The organism is Mycoplasma zalophi (assembly GCF_018914005.1).
GTDB lineage: Bacteria > Bacillota_I > Bacilli_A > Mycoplasmatales > Metamycoplasmataceae > Metamycoplasma > Metamycoplasma zalophi_A.
Map to the genome: position 1 here is coordinate 15861 of NZ_JAHMHI010000002.1, position 18277 is coordinate 34137.

Sequence of the window (18277 nt, forward strand, 5' to 3'; positions counted from 1 at the left end):
AAGGAGAAATATGAAAGCAAAAAAAATATTATTATTGTCATTACCGCTTGCAACAATTGCACTACCTTTAAGTCTTGTTGCTTGTGGCCAAAATTCATTAACTCCTGAACAAGCCGCTTTAGAAAAAATAAGATCTACACGTAAAAATTATGATTTAGGTTTAGCTACTGACCCAATTAACTCATTAAATTACATTAAATATCCTTCAGTTAACAAAATTCTTCCATCATTAGTAGAACCTCCTGTTAAAAATGGTCCTAATGAAACAATTAAAAGATTAGCAAACATACCAAAAATGTATTTAGGAATTTATCAAACTTCTGAAAATGGAACTTTAGATGAATATTTAGAAGAAAATCCTAACCCAGAAAACTCAGGTACTTTTTACTCATTAGATAACTTTGGTTCTGCACCAGGAACAATAGCTACTGATCAAACTGAATATTATTCAGTAAATGCAATTACAACTCCAACAAATAAATTTTTATCATTAAATGTGTTTTTAAATGATGGTCAAAGTAAATGAAGTAATGGTGATGTTGTTACTGCTGATGATTACATTGATGCAATGCATTATATTTTAGACCTAGAAACAGGTTCACAAAAAGTAACTAATATTCTGCAAAGAAAATTCCAATCTTCATCAGAAATGATTGAAGCACAACAAAGATACATTCAAAAACACAATGTAGCTTATAAAAACCCTTTTGCTTATCCACCAATTATTAAGCAAAATGGTAAATGAGTTTATGATGTATTTAATCCATTTTATGAACCTTGAGCAAGTCAAGTTGAAGGCGATGAAGAAGATGTTAAATTAATTAAAGATACAGCTTTAAATTTAGGATTTTATTCAGGTAGAATGTACTGAAATTGATCAAATCGTGATATTTTAGCTGCAATACCTTATTCACCTGATTTTGATTTTGAAGCAGATGAAACTGTTTTAATGTTACCTAATCCAGAGTATTCATTAGATTTACATTCAGAAGCAGAACTTGAAAATATTCCACAAAGAATTCCAACAAAAGTAAAAAAATATTTATATTTTGATAGAAAACAAAAACCTTCACAGGAATTTAGAAAACTTTTAAATCAATCATTTGAATTAAAACATAAATTAGGTGATATATCATACAACGAAGATAATATTGAACAATACACACAAGAAGTAAACAAACTTTATAAAAATTTAGTACCAAATGGACAAACAACTTTAAATAATGATTTTATAAAAAGATTAGATCCAAAAGCATACTTCCAAAGTCGTGTTTTAGCATTAGATGAATATACATTAAGAGTTGCATATGATGAATATCAACCAACAACAGTAAATAATGCTTATCAAGATATAAGTTCAACAATTATTCCTATTAATAGATTATTTGTTGAATCAATTGGAGGAATTAGAGAATTTGGTTTAAAAAATGAAAACTTTTTAACAAATGGGCCTTTTAATATACAAGATTTAGTTTTAGGGCCACAAGGATATATTGAGTTATCTAAAAATAATCAATATTATTCAGCATCTAAAACTATAAGTAATAAAATAAAAATTTATTTTTCAAATGATGTTAATATTAACTCTGCAATGTTTGAAGAAGGTTATATCTCTACAACCAAAATACCACCAGTATTACAATGACAATACTGATCAGATCCTGCAAAACGTAAATACATGAATAAATCAACAGGATTTGGAACAATAGCACTTGCATTTAACTTAGATAAAGAAACTAATGGTGAATCATATGTAAATGACATTGATTTAAGGAATGCAATTTATTATGCAATTAATCGTAATGAAATGTTACATATTGTTGGTTGAAGTACATCATTTCCAGTTATAACCTGAACTGCATTTGGTCAAGCTTCTTCTAGTTTTGGAGATGCGGTTGAATCTGGATTTGACCATGACTTTATGTATACAAAATATGGTTCATATCCTGAAAATGAAGCAGATGAAAATAATTACTTAAATAAATTTATTTATAAACAAGCCAAAGCTAAAGCAAAAGAAAATAATTGAGGAATTCCTATTCCGGTTCAAAACTATACGCATATAGATCATATTTCAAAAACAATGCGTTTTGAAACAGTCGATAGAACTGATAAAGGTTATCATTTAGATGTTGCAAGAAGCTTTTTGGATGCATTTAAGAAAAAACATCCAGATTTAAAAGAAGTTACACTAAAATACATTTCAAACTCAACAGATGAACAAAAAAATGCTGGATTAGCAATTAAAGACTTTATGTCCAAAGCATTTGGCGACTTTATCAAAATTGAGGTAAAAAACTTACCTGAAAACGTTTATGAAGATTGAAGGACTACTGGTAAATATGACTTAATTTATCGTAACTTTGATACATTTGGAAGCGATATTTATTCATACATAAGAGTATTTTTAAAACCAGATGAAATAAAAACTGAACAACAAAAAACAACTGGATTTAGAAATAATCCATCAGGTAGTTGAACATATCATGATTACTTTACAAAATTAGGATATTCAAGAGATGAAAATAATAATTTAGTAATAAAAAATGAAGAAGATAAAAAACATATTGAAGAATTAAAACAAAGACTAAGAATTTTAGGTACAAAACCAAATCATCCTGATGTTTGAGATAAAATTGTTGATTTATCTGTTATGTATAACAATGAAGATATAAATGATTACACTCAACGCCATATGAAATTCTTAACTAGTCAATTTACAGAACAAGAAAAGCAAGATGGATGAACTGAAGTTATTGGTTTTTCTGTAATTGCCGGATTTGAAAAAATAGTAAGAGAAGCTGCACCTGTTATTCCATTAATGGAAGTAGATACTTATTGAGAAGTTTCACGTATTAATGGAGCAAGTAGTTTATATACTTATTCATTACAATATGCTTATGATGTATTAAATCCACCAAAAGCATCATTACCAACATTAATTAAATAGGAGAAATATGAAAAAAAATATTACGCAACTTCTCAAAGAGAAAAAAATTACTTTTAAAAGTTCTAAAATTATTGAAAAACCTTCATATGTTGATTTTGTTGGAAAAATTAAGCCAAAAAATTCACCAATTAAAGATATTTTCAGTTTTCAATCAAGACTTTTACGTTCATTAAAAAGATTTTTCATTATGGCTTTTGAATTTTTTACAATTTCATGAATCGTTGTTACAATTACATTCTTTTTAATTAATTCTATTCCAGGTTCTACAACACTAACAACAGGATTAGATGAAACTTCTAAAAAGGCAATAGAAGCAGCTTATGGATTAGATAAACCACTATTTGATAGATATTTAATTTATCTTCAAAACTTATTAAGGGGAGATTTTGGAATTTCGTATTCAGTCTTTCCTGGTCAAAGTATTAATGATTTTGTTTGAATTAGATTTTACAAATCATTTTTAATCGGGATATTTTCTGTTATGTTAACTCTAGTAATTGGAATTCCTGTTGGAGTTTATGTGGGTATGAATCCTGATAAATTACCCGACCATATTGCGACTGTAATTGTATCTATATTTTCATCAATTCCATCACTAGTTTTTGCTCTTTGATTATTGTTAATTGGTAGAACACTAAATATACCTTATCTATATGTGGAAACCGATATTGCAACTTATGTATTACCAGGTTTAGCATTATCTCTAGGTTCAATTATTGTTTATATTAAATATATAAGAACAGAATTAAATCGTGAATTAAATTCACAACACGCTAAATTTTGTTATCTAAAAGGATTATCAAAATCAAGATTTGTTTGAACACATGCTTTAAAACCTTCACTATTTCCAATTGCAACATTTTTCCCTGTAGTTATTTTCGGTAGCTTTATAGGTAGCTTGTTTGTTGAACAAATATTCTTTATTACCGGTAGTGGTGGATTGTTATTAAATGCTATAACCTCAAAAGACTATAATATTATCTTATTTATGGTTACAATATTTTCATTAATTACAATTCTGTCATATACTTGTCGTGATGCATTATATAAATTAATTGATCCTCGTGTTAGAAGGAGTTCAAGATAATGTTTAAAATATTTAAAAAACAAACACATGTATCACCAAATAATGAACACGGTAAAGAATTAGCACCTAATAAATTTATTCAGCCAATAAATTATAAAAAATGAGAAATAATCGGTAATTTACTTGAATATCATGAGTCAAATAATATAAAGAAACAACAAAACAAATGAATTGAATTATTTTATAGATACTCAAGAAGTTTTGCTGGTGTATTTGGAATGGTTTTATTTTTAACGATTGTTATTTGTGCAATATTTATTCCATTTTTTACCAAAAATCCCGACACATTACATATTGAAAATAAATACCAAAACTTTTTTGAAGGTAATTCAATATTTGGAACAGATTATTTAGGGCGTGACTTATTTGCAAGATTATGATGGGGTTTAAGATACTCATTAGCGCTTGCTCTAGTAACAACAATTATTCAAGTTTTTGTTGGTTTATTAATTGGAATTATGATGGGTCATTTTAGAATATTTGATACTATTATGACTTACATTATTAAAATAATTTCAAACGTTCCATCAATTATTATTCTTATTGTTATAACAATTGTTTGACAAGCAACATTCTGAGTTATTGTTTTTGCTCTAACATTTACTTCATGAACACATATAGCAAACCAAATGCGTTCACAAGTTTTAAGAGCAAAATCATTTGAATGAGTTTCTGCTTCAAGTGTTTTAGGGACTCCTACATATAAAATTCTTTTAAATTATTTACCAGTTGTAATTCCTTTATTAGTTACTGAAATAGTTTTCCATATTCCTGGAGTAATTTTAAGTGAAACATCACTTGCATTCATTGGTTTAAGTATAGATATTCCAACATTAGGTAATTTAATTTCAGAAGGAGCAAAAGTATTTACCGCTTATCCTAGATATGTATTACTTCCTTCTATGATGCTAGTTTTATTAACAACAACAATTCAATTAATTTCTACAAGTATTCAAGATTCATTATTAAGACAAAGATAGGATAAAATATGCCAAACAATATTGAAAAAGATTGAAAATCCCTTTCATATCAACAAAAAATTGAATATTATGAAGAAATTTTGAAAACATCTCTTAAAACAGAAACTTCATTAGATAAAGATGTATATACACCGCTTTATCCAGAAGTTATTAAAAAACTAGCAAAACCACACCCTAAAAATTTACTTGAAGTAAGAAAAGATAAAAATAAATCATTTGTGAGAAACACAGTTGATTTATGAAAAAATGTCGCAAAAAAAACACAAAAATTATTTACATTCAAAAAACAATCTAATTTATTTGATTTCCAAGAATATCTAGATAATGCAAAAGTTGAAAATATTTTAGGTAATAAGTTAAAAGTTGCAGCAGAAATTGAAGATATTTATTTAACTTTTAAAAATCCTGCAAATCCTAAAGAAAAAAACTTAGTTTTACGTGGACCAAGTTTAAAGATTTATGAAGGTAAAATTCATGCAATTATTGGTGAATCAGGTTCAGGGAAATCAGTTATTACTTCACTTTTATATGGTTTAACAGGAACAAATGCAATTATTGAATCTGGTAGTGTTAAATTATATGGTTTAGAAGTTCATAACTTCAATTTATATAATTGAGAGAAATCAAAATTAAGGGGTCGGATTGTTAGTGCTGTATTCCAAAACCCAATGTCTATTTTAGATCCTACTATGAAAGTGGGAAAACAAATTACAGAAGGTATGTTAATAAATAAAATTGTAAAAACCAAAAAAGAAGCTGTTACAGAAGCGATTAAATATTTAGAAATGGCTAAAATTTCTAATCCAGAAAAAGTTATGAACTTATATCCTCATGAACTTTCAGGTGGAATGATTCAACGGATTGCAATTGCTGCTATTGTTAGTTTAAAACCTAAAATTCTCGTTATGGATGAACCTACAACTGCTCTTGATCCTACTGTTCAAGCTCTTGTTTTAGATATAGTAAGAGAATTACAAGAAAAATTCCACATTGCAATTGCTTTTATTACCCATGACTTAGGAATTGTTGCATCAATTGCTGAATTTATTAACATTATGTATGCTGGACAAATTATTGAATCCGGTACTTGTGAAGAAGTTCTAATGCACCCACAACACCCATATACATGAGGTTTAATTTCATCAATGCCAGATTATAATAATGATGAAAGATTGAATGTTATTAAAGGTGCAGTTCCTTCTTCATTAAATGAAATTAAAGGTGATGCTTTTGCGATAAGAAGTGATTATGCTTTAGGTAAAGATTTAGAAGAAGAATCTGATTATTACTTTGTTTCACCAACACATATTGTCAAATCAAGTCTTTTAGACAAAAAAGCTCCACATTATATTCCACCAAAGATTATTCAAAATCTTTGAAAAAGATATTTCAACCGTTTACACTTATTACATAAAAACATTTTTGTTGATCAAAAAACTTATCAAGAAGATTTAGCTAAAATTGAAGAACATAATAAAGAAGTATTAAACTTAAAAACAAAAGAGGCTCAAGATGGACAAAACTAAAAATATTTATAAAGAACAAAAAAGTTTTGGTAAAACTCTTTATCGTGAAATAAGAGAAGGCACAGAAGAAATGCTAAATTCTGTTGATAAGCCTACAATAGTTGAAATAAGAAATATGGATGTAACTTATGGCAGTGGAGCTAAAGCATTTAAAGCTCTAAAAGATTTTAATTTAAATATATATAAAGGTGAAGTTTTAGGTCTAGTTGGTGAATCTGGTTCTGGAAAAACGACTGCAGGACGTGCTATTATTGGTTTAACCCCGCATAGTTTTGGTGAAATTAAAATTTTAGGAAAACCAATTCCTAAAAATTTAAATAAAGTGTTTAAATGATCTAAAAAAGGAAAAGAAATCATTGATTTTATGGTTAATAAAGTTCAAATGATTTTCCAAGATCCAACAAACAGTTTAAACCCATTTAAAAACGTTGAATACATTATTTCTGAAGGACTAACTAATACAAAAAATTCAAAAAGTATTTATTTATATAATTTTGACCAACAATCAAAAAAACAAATTTATGCACTATTATCTAAAGAAAAAAACCCTGAATTTTTTGGTAAATTTGAACAAGATTTAGAAAAATCATTATCACAAGAACCTGATTTAGTGTTTAAAACATTTTATGAAGAATTTTATAACAAAGTTATTGCATTAAAAAATGATCAATTAACACAATTATTCAATGAATTAAAACAACAAAGAATTGATTCAAATAATATTTCAGAAAAACAAGCAAAACAACATTTAGTTTTAGATATTTTAAAATCTGTTGGTTTAGATGATTCAGTTTTAAATAGATATCCTCTTGAATTTTCAGGGGGACAACAACAACGTATTGGTATTTGTCGCGCTATAATTTTACAGCCACAGTTACTAATTGCCGATGAGCCTATTTCAGCGTTAGACGTTTCTATTCAAGCACAGGTTATTAATATTTTTAAAGAATTAAAAGAAAAATATAATTTAACAATTTTATTTATTGCACATGACTTAAGAATGGTTGAATATATTTCAGATCGTATTGCTGTTATGAATAAAGGAACATTGCTTGAAGTTGGTTCAACTACTGAAATTATTAAAAATCCACACCATCCATATACTCAAAGTTTATTAGATGCAGTACCTTCTATTGAGGCTGAAAGAGGTTCATTAGTTGGTAAGGCTTACGATCCATCAATTCATGAATATGATGAACAAAATCAACCTAAATGACAAAAGATTTCTAATAATCACTTTGTTTTAGCAAGTGATAAAGAATTTCCTGTTTTTAAAGAAAGTGCAAAAAATTACAAAAGTAAAATAATTAAATAATAAAAAAATCAAGATTGTATTGGTCTTGATTTTTATTTTATTAATGTAATAAGAATTTTTTAATAACTTTATTAAAGCGGTATAAATAATCGATAATCGCCTCTCCTAAACCGTTTTGTTCAACGCTTGAAGTGTGGTAGTTAGCTGCATCTTTTACTACTTGTGGACTATTTGCCATTGCATATGAGAAACCACAAATCTTTAACATATCGATATCATTTCTACTATCACCTGCACAAAATACATCTTCTAAACTCAACTCATCTTTATAAAATGTTTCGACTATATATTTAATAGCACTACCTTTAGAAACATTTTTTGCCATAATTTCAACATTAGAAGCCGTTTCAATAAAATATACATTTAGATCTTTTAAAAAGTCTGTGATTTTTTTAAAGTTTTGAACTTGACTTGAAAACTCTATTTTTACAATATCTGTAATTTCTTGACCTGTGTATTTTTTAACGATATTTCTTCCTTCTTTAGTATCAAAATGATAATTTAAAGTCGCTTCTAATGCACTTTCACTAGCATAGTTTGAATAAAAATATTGTTCTGAATTTCAAAATACAACTTCAAATTGATTTTCATTTGCAAAATCAATAATTTTTTGAGCATCTTCGTTGCTAATTGTTTTTTGATAAATAAACTCATTTGTTTCCATATCAAAAATATTTGCACCAGTTGAACCAATTAAATATTTAGCTTTCAATTGAGTTCCAACATTTTTTACTCTTTCAAAAACAGGATTTCCTGTACATAAACTAAACAAAGCAGGTCTTGGGTTTTCTTCGCTTTTGGTAATTGCAAATTCAATATCATTAATTGTTTCTTGTGATGCTTTAAAACTTGAACCATACAATGTACCATCCATGTCAGTGAAAATTAATGGTAATTTTAAATTATTCATTAAATTAACTCCTCAAAAACATCTTCACCTGTTTCAAGTAAATTGCATTCAAAGTTTCTTGCAACAATATTTCCTGCTGTTCCTAAACCGTTTAAAGGTCTTGTGAAAATTTTTGGTTGTTTAAATGATTTTGAAAAAATTGTAAGTGGTAATGCTTCGCGAGTATGATCGCTTCCTGGTCACGTTGGATCATTTCCGTGATCTGAAGTAATTAATAGTAAATCATCTTCTTTCATTGCATTAATTAATTTTGTTAATTTAATATCAAATCTTGAAATATTTTCTGAATATCCTTCAGGATTTCTTCTATGTCCATAGTGACTGTCAAATTGTACTAAATTAACAAAAATGAATTGATTTTCAGCATTTTGTGTAGCAATTTCAATAGCAACATCCATATTTTCATCATCACTTGCAGGACCATAGATAGTATCTATTCCCTCACCTGTAAAAATATCTTTTATTTTTCCAACACCAATTGTTTCTATTCCTTTTTCTTGAAGTTCATTTAATAATGTTTTTTTAGGTGGTTTATTTGCATAATCATGACGGTTAAATGTTCTTGTAAAATCTCCATTTTCACCAATATATGGTCTAGCTATAATACGGGCAACATTTCATTCAGGTCTACTTGAACAAATTTCTCGAGCTTTTTTTGAATATTCATATAGTTTATCTAAACCTAAATATTTTTCATGTCCACAAATTTGTAAAGTACTATCAGGTGAAGTGTAAATAATAATTTCTCCTGTTTCAAGTGATCTTTGTCCCAGTTCTTTTAAAATAACAGTCCCACTAGCTGCTCTATTTCCAATAATTTTTCTTCCATCTCAAGCTTTTGATAATTCATCTACAAGTTCTTGTGGAAATCCATTTTCAATAAATTGAGGACTTGGCACTTTTGTTAAAATTCCCATCATTTCTCAGTGACCTGTTAATGTGTCTTTACCATTTGACATTTCATGTATTCTTGCCATGTAAGCTAATGGATTTTTATTTCTTTTGTTGTGACCTGCTGTTTTAGCAATTTCTGTAATACCTAATTTTTTTCATGTTGGAATTTGAAGCTCTAAAACTTCAGAAGCGTGTAAAAAACTATTTGCTCCTTTATCGTGAAATTCTTCTTGTCTAGGTTCTTCACCAATACCCAAACCATCAGTTACCAACATAAAAATACGTTTAAATTTTTTCATACTATTCCTTAATATATTTAATTTGTAAGTTATATATTAATTTTATATTAAATATCAAAAATATAGACCTAATAAGATAAAATTAAAGATAATTATAAAGACAAGAAAGGGAAAAAATGAAACAAAAAACTAAAATAATTGCAACAGCAGGTCCTGCAAGTGATAATTATGAAACAATGAAACAACTAATAGCATCAGGAGTAACGGCAATAAGAGCTAATTTCAGTCATGGAACTGGACAAGATCACATCAAAAAATACGATTTAGCAAGACAAGTTGCAAAAGAATTAAACACAAATGTATCTTTAATTTTAGATACAAAGGGTCCTGAGATAAGAATTGGAAAAATAGAAAATGATGGTCAAATCATTTCAAAAAATCAAGAATTTAATTTAGTCTGTGGTGAAGAAGTTTTTAAAAATATGATAGGTGATTCTCACCAAGTTGCAGTTAATTACGATATGCATCTTAATTTAAAAAATGGTGATGTTGTTTTATTAGATGATGGTAAATTAAAAACAACCGTAATCGAAATAAAAAATAATATTATTACAGTAAAAACTCAAAATCAACATTTCTTAAAAACAAATAAAAGAATAAATATTCCTGGTGTTGAGTTTAGTTTACCTTTTTTAAGTGAAAAAGATAAAAATGATTTATTATTTGGAATTGAATATGGAGTTGATATAGTTGCTGCTAGTTTTGTAAATAGCAAAAAAAATTTACAAGATTTACGTGCTTTTTTAGATGAAAACGGCGGACAAAATATTCAAATTTGTTCAAAAATTGAATCACAAATGGGTATTGATAATATTGATGAAATTATTGAAAACTCAGATTCAATTATGATTGCAAGAGGTGATTTAGGTCTTGAAGTTGATTATTATAAAGTGCCTCAATATGAGCAAATGATCATAAAAAAATGTAATATTGCAAAAAAAGAAGTTATTGTTGCAACACAAATGTTAGATTCAATGGAAAAAAATCCATTACCTACAAGAGCAGAGGTAACAGATGTTTATTGAGCTACATTATTAGGAGCTGATGCAACTATGTTAAGTGGTGAAACAGCAAGTGGTAATTTTCCAATAGAAACTGTTAAAACAATGAAACAAATTAACAATCAAGCTAATGAAGATTTTTTTGCAAACGAAAAACAATATCTAGAATATATTTGAGAAATTTTAATTAATTCAAGTGATGATTCTAAATGAGCATATGATATAGCAAAAGAAGTATATTACAAAAAAGCAGATTACGTTTTTTGTTTAGTTTCAGATTATAAAAAAATAAAAACCCTTTCAAAATATAAATTACATGCAAATATTATTGCTATTTTTAATGAATCTAATATGCATACTAAAATAGGTATTTTAAATAACGTTTTTTCTATAAAAGATACAGAAGAAGATTTTGTAGAAATGTATAAAACAAACACAATTACTCAAAAACTTCATAATTTGTTCAATTTAGACACAAAAAAATACGAAATTATAAAATTATAAATTATTATCTAATATTTTTAATGAGCCAGAAGCTGTTTCAATATAAGCTCCTGGCAATTTATTTTTTCCTAACAAAATTCCACCAAAATATCTAATGACAAAAACCGCCACATTTTCTTTTTTTTGTAATTTTAAAAGCTTTAAAAGTGGCGTTCCTGCTGAACCTTTTGGTTCACCGTCATCAACACCCTTTTCTTCTCATTTACCATTTTCAAAAATTATATAAGCATAACAAATGTGTCTAGCTTTGGGGTGCAATTTTCATAATTTTTCATTTATTTTTATTATTTCACTTTTTGAATCTACTTTATAAGCAAATGCTATAAATTTAGATTTTTTAATTACTAATTCAAACATATATTTATTATATATTTTCTAAATAAATTACAATAAAAGTTATAATTTTAAATATGATTAAATTAATAGTAGAATACAGCGATAGAATCGATAAATACATTACAAATAATTCAGAAATTACCAGAAATGATGCACAAGAATTAATTAGACAAGGTGCTGTTAGTGTTGATGGAATAAAAATTAATAAAAATAAATTTGTAGTTTCTCAAAATCAAGAAATTCTAATCGAAAAATTAATTGATAAAACGATTACAGTAGATGCACAAAATATCAGTTTAAATATAGTTTATGAAGATGATAAGCTTATTGTAGTTAACAAACATTCAGGAATGGTAACTCATCCTGCACCAGGAAATTATAACAATACACTGGTTAACGCCTTAATGTATCATTTTAAAAACAATTTAAGTAATGAAAATGGATTATTAAGATTAGGAATTGTACACCGTTTAGATAAAGATACAAGTGGTTTATTATTAGTTGCAAAAGATAATAAGACTCACCAATTTTTAGCAAGTCAATTAAAAGATCATAAAATTGATCGAAAATATTTAGCAATAGTTGATGGTGTGATGGAAAATGAAATTACAAATATAGATTTACCAATTGGACGTGATCCTAAAAATCGTCAAAAAATGGCAGTTACAAAAATAAATTCAAAGCCAGCACAAACTAAAATAAGAGTTTTAGAACAAGTTTATATTAATAATAGTGATAAAACTTTAGTAGAATGTGAATTAAAAACAGGTAGAACTCATCAAATTAGAGTACATTTAGCATATATTAAACATCCAGTCTATGGTGACCCAGTATACGGGAAAAAACAAGATTCATTTAATCAGAGGCTTCATGCTTACAAAATTACATTTAAGCACCCAAATGGTGAAGTGATGACTTTTGAAACTGAAATGCCTTGAAAAATGGAAAAAGATATAAAATTACATGGTTTAGACTCATAAGATTTGCAAATAAATTATGAGTTTATTATATAATTTTAAATATTAAAGGAGAACAAGATGAATCCATTTTTGTTTGGTAATCAAAAAACAAGAGAAGAATTAATGCAAGAGGATAAATCAAAATATAGACCTTGATTTATCTGATTTACTATTGCTTTGATAATCACTTTTTTATTAGCAGTTGCAGGTTTGGCAATAGTTTTTGCTTTCCGCGCAAATTACTATGCAGAATTTCAAAATATTATATTAAATGAACACAAAGATTACAACGCTTCAGAACTTAATGCTGATACTCAAAGACAAATGGCTTATTTATTTGTAGGTGCAACTTTACCATTTATTTTATTTGGTGTTATGCTTTCTATATTTATTACAAACTTTTCAAGAAGTATACAAAAAAAAGATTATTCGGTATTTAATCCTGGATTCTTTACCTTCTGTGTTGTGTTAATTATTTTTTACATTATCACTAATTGAAATTTACCGTATAGAATTTCAACAATGAAAAGCAATGACTATTTTTCTATCATTTCAATTTTTAATATAGTGTTTTATGTATTAAGTTATCTATTTATTGGTTCAAAATGTAGCAAAATTACAAAAATGTTTAGAATGGCTAAATTATATGAACAATCTAAAACATTCGAAGAACAATTTGCAAAAAATCCAAATTCACAATTTAATGATTTATTTACTGGATTTGCAAATCAAAATAATGCTTACAACTCACAATATGCAGAGATACAACCAAAAGATAAAACAACTCAACCATTAGAAATGAATGAAGAAGAAACTAATATTTTTAAAGAAAACCCTGAAATTATTACTTCAATTTACTATCAAAAATTAAAAGATATTGATAGAGAAAAATTAAATTTAATTGCAAATAAATTAAATATTTTTGGTACCGAAGATTTAACAGATATACAATTAAAAGTTAAAATAGCTCAAATTTATCTTTCAAAAGAAAATAAAGGTGAAACCAATGATTAATTTTGAAAATGCACAAACAAAATCAGCTTCAACAATAGCTAACAGCAACAATAATGTAATTATTTTATTATTTACATTTATTCTTGTTATAAGCTTATATATCGCAATAAAATTTTCAGTTAATTTTCAAAAAAGTTTAGATTATACAAAAAAAGCAACTGGTGATAAATTAAAAAAACCATTTATTTATGGACTAAAATTTTCAACACCTTCATTGATAAATTTATTTATTTTTGAAATTCTATTAATAGTTGTAATGATTTGAACTGCTATTAATTTTTATAATGAAGTAACTTCTTTTTATTATAAAAATATTCAAGAAGCAAGAGCAAACGGTCAAGAAGTTCAATCATTTAATTACGCTAGTTCAAAATCTATTTTCAATTATTTTACAATGTTATTACCATTTCTTTATGCTCCATTAATTTTCTTATATAACTTTGTGACTTACAAAAAAGCATTTAATGATCCAAAATATAAAAATAAAAATTTTGTTTATGAACTTAAAAAAACACTTCAAGAAGAATTTGATGATATTAAAGTTGTAAAAGAAATAAGAGTTGACATTGAAAAAATGAAGTCTAAAAACCCACTTGGAGCAAAGGTTTTGGCTAAAAAAGTTTATCAATTAAATAATCTTGAAAAATTAGATTTTCAAAAAGCTTATAAATTCGCTTTAGAAATGGAATTTATAAAAAATTATTATGAATTTTATGTAAAGAATTTTACGTTTTTTGGAGCATATTTTAATCAAAAAAAAATAAGAAATTTTAAAATAGATTATGAAAATGATTATTCATCAACAATTGAAAAACAAATTCAATGAATGAACGATGCAGAAAAAAGCATTAAAAATAATAACCAATTAAATGAAACATCTTCGCAACTGTATCATTATAAGAATATAAATATGAAATTAATGAGAAATCAAAGAAAAAATTCATCATTAACAACTAATACAAATGATATAAATTACTTAGGGGTAGATCCATCAATTCAATTATCTTATTCTTTAGATAATGAAATACAACCAGAACTTGATATCGCAGATATTTTAAAAGTTATCGCAGACAATGCTTGAAAAAAACTAATTTTAAAGATGTAAAAAACAAAATGCCAATTGGGCATTTTTTATTTATAAATTTTCTAAATTTTTAAAAATAAAAATTTCAAATAAAAAAATTGATTTTTTTGACTATCACCGGATAAGTTGTTGTATAATAATAAAGAATTTATTTTTTAAATTCCACAGTATAAATTATCAATAAAATAAAAGAAAGGAAAAAATGCCTACAATTAGCCAACTTATTAATAGTGGTCGTAAAGATAAAGTTGTAAAACCAAAAGCACCTGCTTTATTATTATCTTACAATTCATTATTAAAAAAAGAGAAAAAAATCCCAGCACCATTTAAACGTGGTGTTTGTACACGGGTAGGAACAATGACACCTAAAAAACCTAACTCAGCTACTCGTAAATATGCTCGGGTAAGACTTTCAAATGGTATGGAAGTTACAGCATATATCCCAGGAGAAGGACACAACTTACAAGAACACTCAGTAGTTTTAATAAGAGGTGGAAAAGTTAAAGACTTACCAGGGGTACGTTATACAATTGTTAGAGGTACACAAGATACAGCCGGAGTTAATAACCGTAAACAAGGGCGTTCAAGATATGGTGCTAAAAGACCAAAAGCTAACTAATTAAATTAATTACTATTTATAAATAAATTTTAAAAAGGAGAAATTATGTCAAGAAAAAGACAAGCCCCAGTGCGTGATGTTTTAGCAGATCCAATTTTCAACTCTAAAATTGTTACTAAATTAATTAATACAATTATGTTAGACGGAAAAAAATCTATAGCAGAAAATATCTTGTACTCAGCATTTGATATCATTAAAGAAAAAACTCAAAAAGATCCAATGGAAGTATTTAATACAGCTATTGAAAATATTACTCCACAATTAGAAATTAGATCTCGTCGTATTGGTGGAAGTAACTACCAAGTTCCTGTTGAAGTTTCAGCTAGAAGAAAACAAACTTTAGCTTTACGTTGATTAATTCAATATTCACGTTTAAGAAGCGAAAAAACAATGGATTTACGTTTAGCAAATGAAATTATTGACGCATCAAATAAAATTGGTGGATCAATTAAAAAACGTGAAGACACTCACAAAATGGCCGAATCTAATAAAGCGTTCGCTCATTTTAGATGATAATTTTAATTATTTAATAAAATTATTAAGTATATCGTATTATTATCATAATTAAAATAAGCAAAGGAAAAAATAGATTTATATGTCAAGAGAATATCCATTAGAAAATTATCGTAATATTGGAATTATGGCTCACATCGATGCCGGAAAAACAACAACTACAGAACGTATTTTATATCACACAGGAAAAATACATAAAATTGGTGAAACACATGAAGGTGCTAGCCAAATGGACTGAATGGTTCAAGAACAAGAAAGAGGTATCACAATAACCTCTGCTGCAACAACAGCATTTTGAAAAGGTAAAAGAATTAATATCATCGATACACCAGGTCACGTTGACTTTACAGTTGAAGTTGAACGTTCACTTCGTGTGCTTGATGGTGCAGTTGCAGTTTTAGATGCTCAAAGTGGTGTTGAACCTCAAACAGAAACAGTTTGAAGACAAGCAACAACATACAAAGTACCTAGAATTGTTTTCGTTAACAAAATGGATAAAGCTGGAGCAAGTTTTAAAAACTCAGTTGAGTCTGTTAGATCACGTTTAGGTGGAAAATGTCATGCTATTCAACTAAATATTGGTGAAGAATCACAATTTAACGGAATAGTTGACTTGGTTGAATTAAGAGCTTATGAGTTCGATGGACAACCAGAAGAAAAAATGAAAGACATTGAAATCCCAGAATACCTAAAAGACGAAGTTATGTTACTACGTCATGAACTTATCGAAGCTGTTGCTGACTATGATGAAGAAATTATGATGTCAGTATTAGAAGGTGAAGAAATTTCAGCTGAAAGATTAAAAAAAGCAATCCGTACAGCTACTTTAACAAGTGAATTCTTCCCAGCAGTTTGTGGTACAGCATTTAAAAACAAAGGTGTTAAATTGATGATTGATGCCGCTGTTGATTATTTACCAAGTCCATTAGATGTTCCTGCTATTAAAGGTCATTTAGGTGAAGAAGAAGTAAATGTTAAAGCAGCTGACGAAGAACCATTTGCAGCTTTAGCATTCAAAGTTATGAATGACCCATATGTTGGAAATTTAACTTTCTTTAGAGTTTATGCAGGAGTTTTAGAAAAAGGAAGCTACGTTAAAAACTCAACAAAAGATCAAAAAGAAAGAATTAGCCGTATTTTACAAATGCACGCTAACTCACGTCAAGATATTGATGAAGTTAGAACAGGTGATATAGCTGCTGCTGTTGGTTTAAAATCAACAACAACAGGAGATACTTTAATAGCTGAAAAATCTCCAGAAATTATTTTAGAAAAAATGGAATTCCCTGAACCAGTTATTTCACAAGCTTTAGAACCTGCTACAAAAGCAGCTACTGAAAAACTTTCATTAGCATTACAAAGATTATCAGCAGAAGATCCTACATTTAGAACATTCACTGATGAAGAAACAGGACAAACAATTATCGCAGGTATGGGTGAATTACACTTAGATATTATTGTTGACCGTCTAAAAAGAGAATTCGGTGTTGAAGTAAATGTTGGAGCACCTCAAGTTAGCTACCGTGAAACAATTACAAAATCAGCTGACGTTGAAGGAATTCACAAGAAACAATCAGGTGGAAAAGGTCAATATGGACATGTTTGAATTAAATATGAACCTAATCCAGATGGTGGTTTTGAATTCGTTGATAAAATTGTTGGTGGAAAAATTCCAAAAGAATACATTAAATCAATCCAAAAAGGATTACAAGAAAAAATGGATATTGGTATTTTAGCTGGTTATCCAATGATCGATATTAAAGCTACATTATTTGATGGATCATACCATGATGTCGATTCATCTGAATTAGCTTATAAAATTGCAGCTTCAAAATCACTTACAAAAGGTAAAGAATTACTTGGTACTGTGTTATTAGAACCAATTATGGACGTTGCAGTTACTGTTCCTGAAGATTACTTCGGAGATATTATGGGTGATATTTCACGTCGTAGAGGACAAATTAGAGGAGATGAAACACGTTCAGATGGTGTTCACATCATCAAATCATACATTCCTTTAAGTGAAATGTTTGGATATGCAACAGATTTACGTTCTATGACAGCAGGACGTGGAAATTACCAAATGTGATTTGATCACTATGAAAAAATGCCAAAAAACTTATCTGATGAAATCATTAAAAAACGTGGTGGAAAAGTAAAAATAGAAGAAGATTAATAATATATCTTTTTTCAGAAATGAAACATCAAAAAAAGATGTTTCATTTTTTATTTTTAAGTTTAAAAAAATTACTTTAAATAGTAGATACAAAAAATTAATAATAAGCA

The 18277-nt window shown here is 27.4% G+C and carries 15 protein-coding genes; 12 read left to right on the forward strand and 3 right to left on the reverse strand.

Features of this window, described 5'->3' with window-relative positions:
• Nucleotides 1–10: 10 nt before the first annotated feature.
• The 5 genes from KQ877_RS02835 to KQ877_RS02855 all read left to right on the forward strand — a co-directional run bounded on the left by KQ877_RS02835 (nt 11) and on the right by KQ877_RS02855 (nt 7858).
• The gene (locus KQ877_RS02835) at nt 11–2950 is read left to right on the forward strand and encodes an ABC transporter substrate-binding protein (RefSeq protein ID WP_216536002.1); all 2940 of its coding nucleotides are present in this window, start codon (nt 11–13) and stop codon (nt 2948–2950) included.
• A 7-nt stretch (nt 2951–2957) separates the two neighbouring features.
• A complete protein-coding gene (locus tag KQ877_RS02840; RefSeq protein ID WP_216489233.1) occupies nt 2958–4037 on the forward strand; it encodes an ABC transporter permease in 1080 nt (359 codons plus the stop codon).
• Nucleotides 4037–5017 (forward strand): ABC transporter permease, encoded by a 981-nt coding sequence (locus KQ877_RS02845; RefSeq protein WP_216536003.1) that lies wholly within the window; start codon nt 4037–4039, stop codon nt 5015–5017. The genes KQ877_RS02840 and KQ877_RS02845 overlap by 1 nt, the downstream gene beginning before the upstream one ends.
• 80 nt (nt 5018–5097) lie before the next feature.
• Complete coding sequence (locus KQ877_RS02850; RefSeq protein WP_246529894.1) at nt 5098–6543, forward strand: ABC transporter ATP-binding protein; 1446 nt, start codon at nt 5098–5100, stop codon at nt 6541–6543.
• On the forward strand, nt 6530–7858 hold the full coding sequence (locus KQ877_RS02855) for an ABC transporter ATP-binding protein (protein ID WP_216489229.1): 1329 nt from the start codon (nt 6530–6532) through the stop codon (nt 7856–7858). The genes KQ877_RS02850 and KQ877_RS02855 overlap by 14 nt, the downstream gene beginning before the upstream one ends.
• A 40-nt stretch (nt 7859–7898) precedes the next feature.
• Here the strand turns inward: KQ877_RS02855 and KQ877_RS02860 are convergent, their stop codons facing one another.
• Together KQ877_RS02860 and KQ877_RS02865 are read right to left on the reverse strand one after the other, a co-directional pair.
• On the reverse strand, nt 7899–8768 hold the full coding sequence (locus KQ877_RS02860; protein ID WP_216536004.1) for a Cof-type HAD-IIB family hydrolase: 870 nt from the start codon (nt 8766–8768) through the stop codon (nt 7899–7901).
• Nucleotides 8768–9961 carry a phosphopentomutase gene (locus tag KQ877_RS02865; protein ID WP_216536005.1) on the reverse strand — a complete coding sequence of 398 codons (1194 nt, stop codon included), beginning with the start codon at nt 9959–9961 and terminating at the stop codon, nt 8768–8770. The genes KQ877_RS02860 and KQ877_RS02865 overlap by 1 nt, the downstream gene beginning before the upstream one ends.
• Nucleotides 9962–10077: 116 nt before the next feature.
• Between KQ877_RS02865 and pyk the strand changes: the two genes are divergently transcribed.
• The gene (gene pyk, locus KQ877_RS02870; RefSeq protein ID WP_216489224.1) at nt 10078–11466 is read left to right on the forward strand and encodes a pyruvate kinase; all 1389 of its coding nucleotides are present in this window, start codon (nt 10078–10080) and stop codon (nt 11464–11466) included.
• On the opposite strand, the gene KQ877_RS02875 is transcribed toward pyk, so the two are convergent.
• Nucleotides 11461–11823 (reverse strand): YigZ family protein, encoded by a 363-nt coding sequence (locus tag KQ877_RS02875; protein ID WP_216489223.1) that lies wholly within the window; start codon nt 11821–11823, stop codon nt 11461–11463. The genes pyk and KQ877_RS02875 overlap by 6 nt on opposite strands.
• Nucleotides 11824–11876: 53 nt before the next feature.
• On the opposite strand from KQ877_RS02875, the gene KQ877_RS02880 reads away from it, so the two are divergent.
• The 6 genes from KQ877_RS02880 (at nt 11877) to fusA (ending at nt 18167) form a co-directional block, all read left to right on the forward strand.
• Entirely contained in the window at nt 11877–12782 is a 906-nt protein-coding gene (locus KQ877_RS02880) for an RluA family pseudouridine synthase (RefSeq protein WP_216536006.1), read from the forward strand.
• Between the two features lie 57 nt (nt 12783–12839).
• Nucleotides 12840–13775 (forward strand): hypothetical protein, encoded by a 936-nt coding sequence (locus KQ877_RS02885; protein WP_216536007.1) that lies wholly within the window; start codon nt 12840–12842, stop codon nt 13773–13775.
• The gene (locus KQ877_RS02890) at nt 13768–14880 is read left to right on the forward strand and encodes a hypothetical protein (protein WP_216536008.1); all 1113 of its coding nucleotides are present in this window, start codon (nt 13768–13770) and stop codon (nt 14878–14880) included. Before KQ877_RS02885 ends, KQ877_RS02890 begins: the two co-directional genes overlap by 8 nt.
• 181 nt (nt 14881–15061) lie before the next feature.
• On the forward strand, nt 15062–15478 hold the full coding sequence (gene rpsL, locus KQ877_RS02895) for a 30S ribosomal protein S12 (RefSeq protein ID WP_216536009.1): 417 nt from the start codon (nt 15062–15064) through the stop codon (nt 15476–15478).
• Between the two features lie 45 nt (nt 15479–15523).
• Nucleotides 15524–15994 (forward strand): 30S ribosomal protein S7, encoded by a 471-nt coding sequence (gene rpsG, locus KQ877_RS02900; RefSeq protein ID WP_216489216.1) that lies wholly within the window; start codon nt 15524–15526, stop codon nt 15992–15994.
• A 79-nt stretch (nt 15995–16073) separates the two neighbouring features.
• Nucleotides 16074–18167, forward strand: coding sequence for an elongation factor G (fusA, locus tag KQ877_RS02905; RefSeq protein ID WP_216489214.1), 2094 nt, complete (start codon nt 16074–16076; stop codon nt 18165–18167).
• Nucleotides 18168–18277 lie beyond the last annotated feature (110 nt).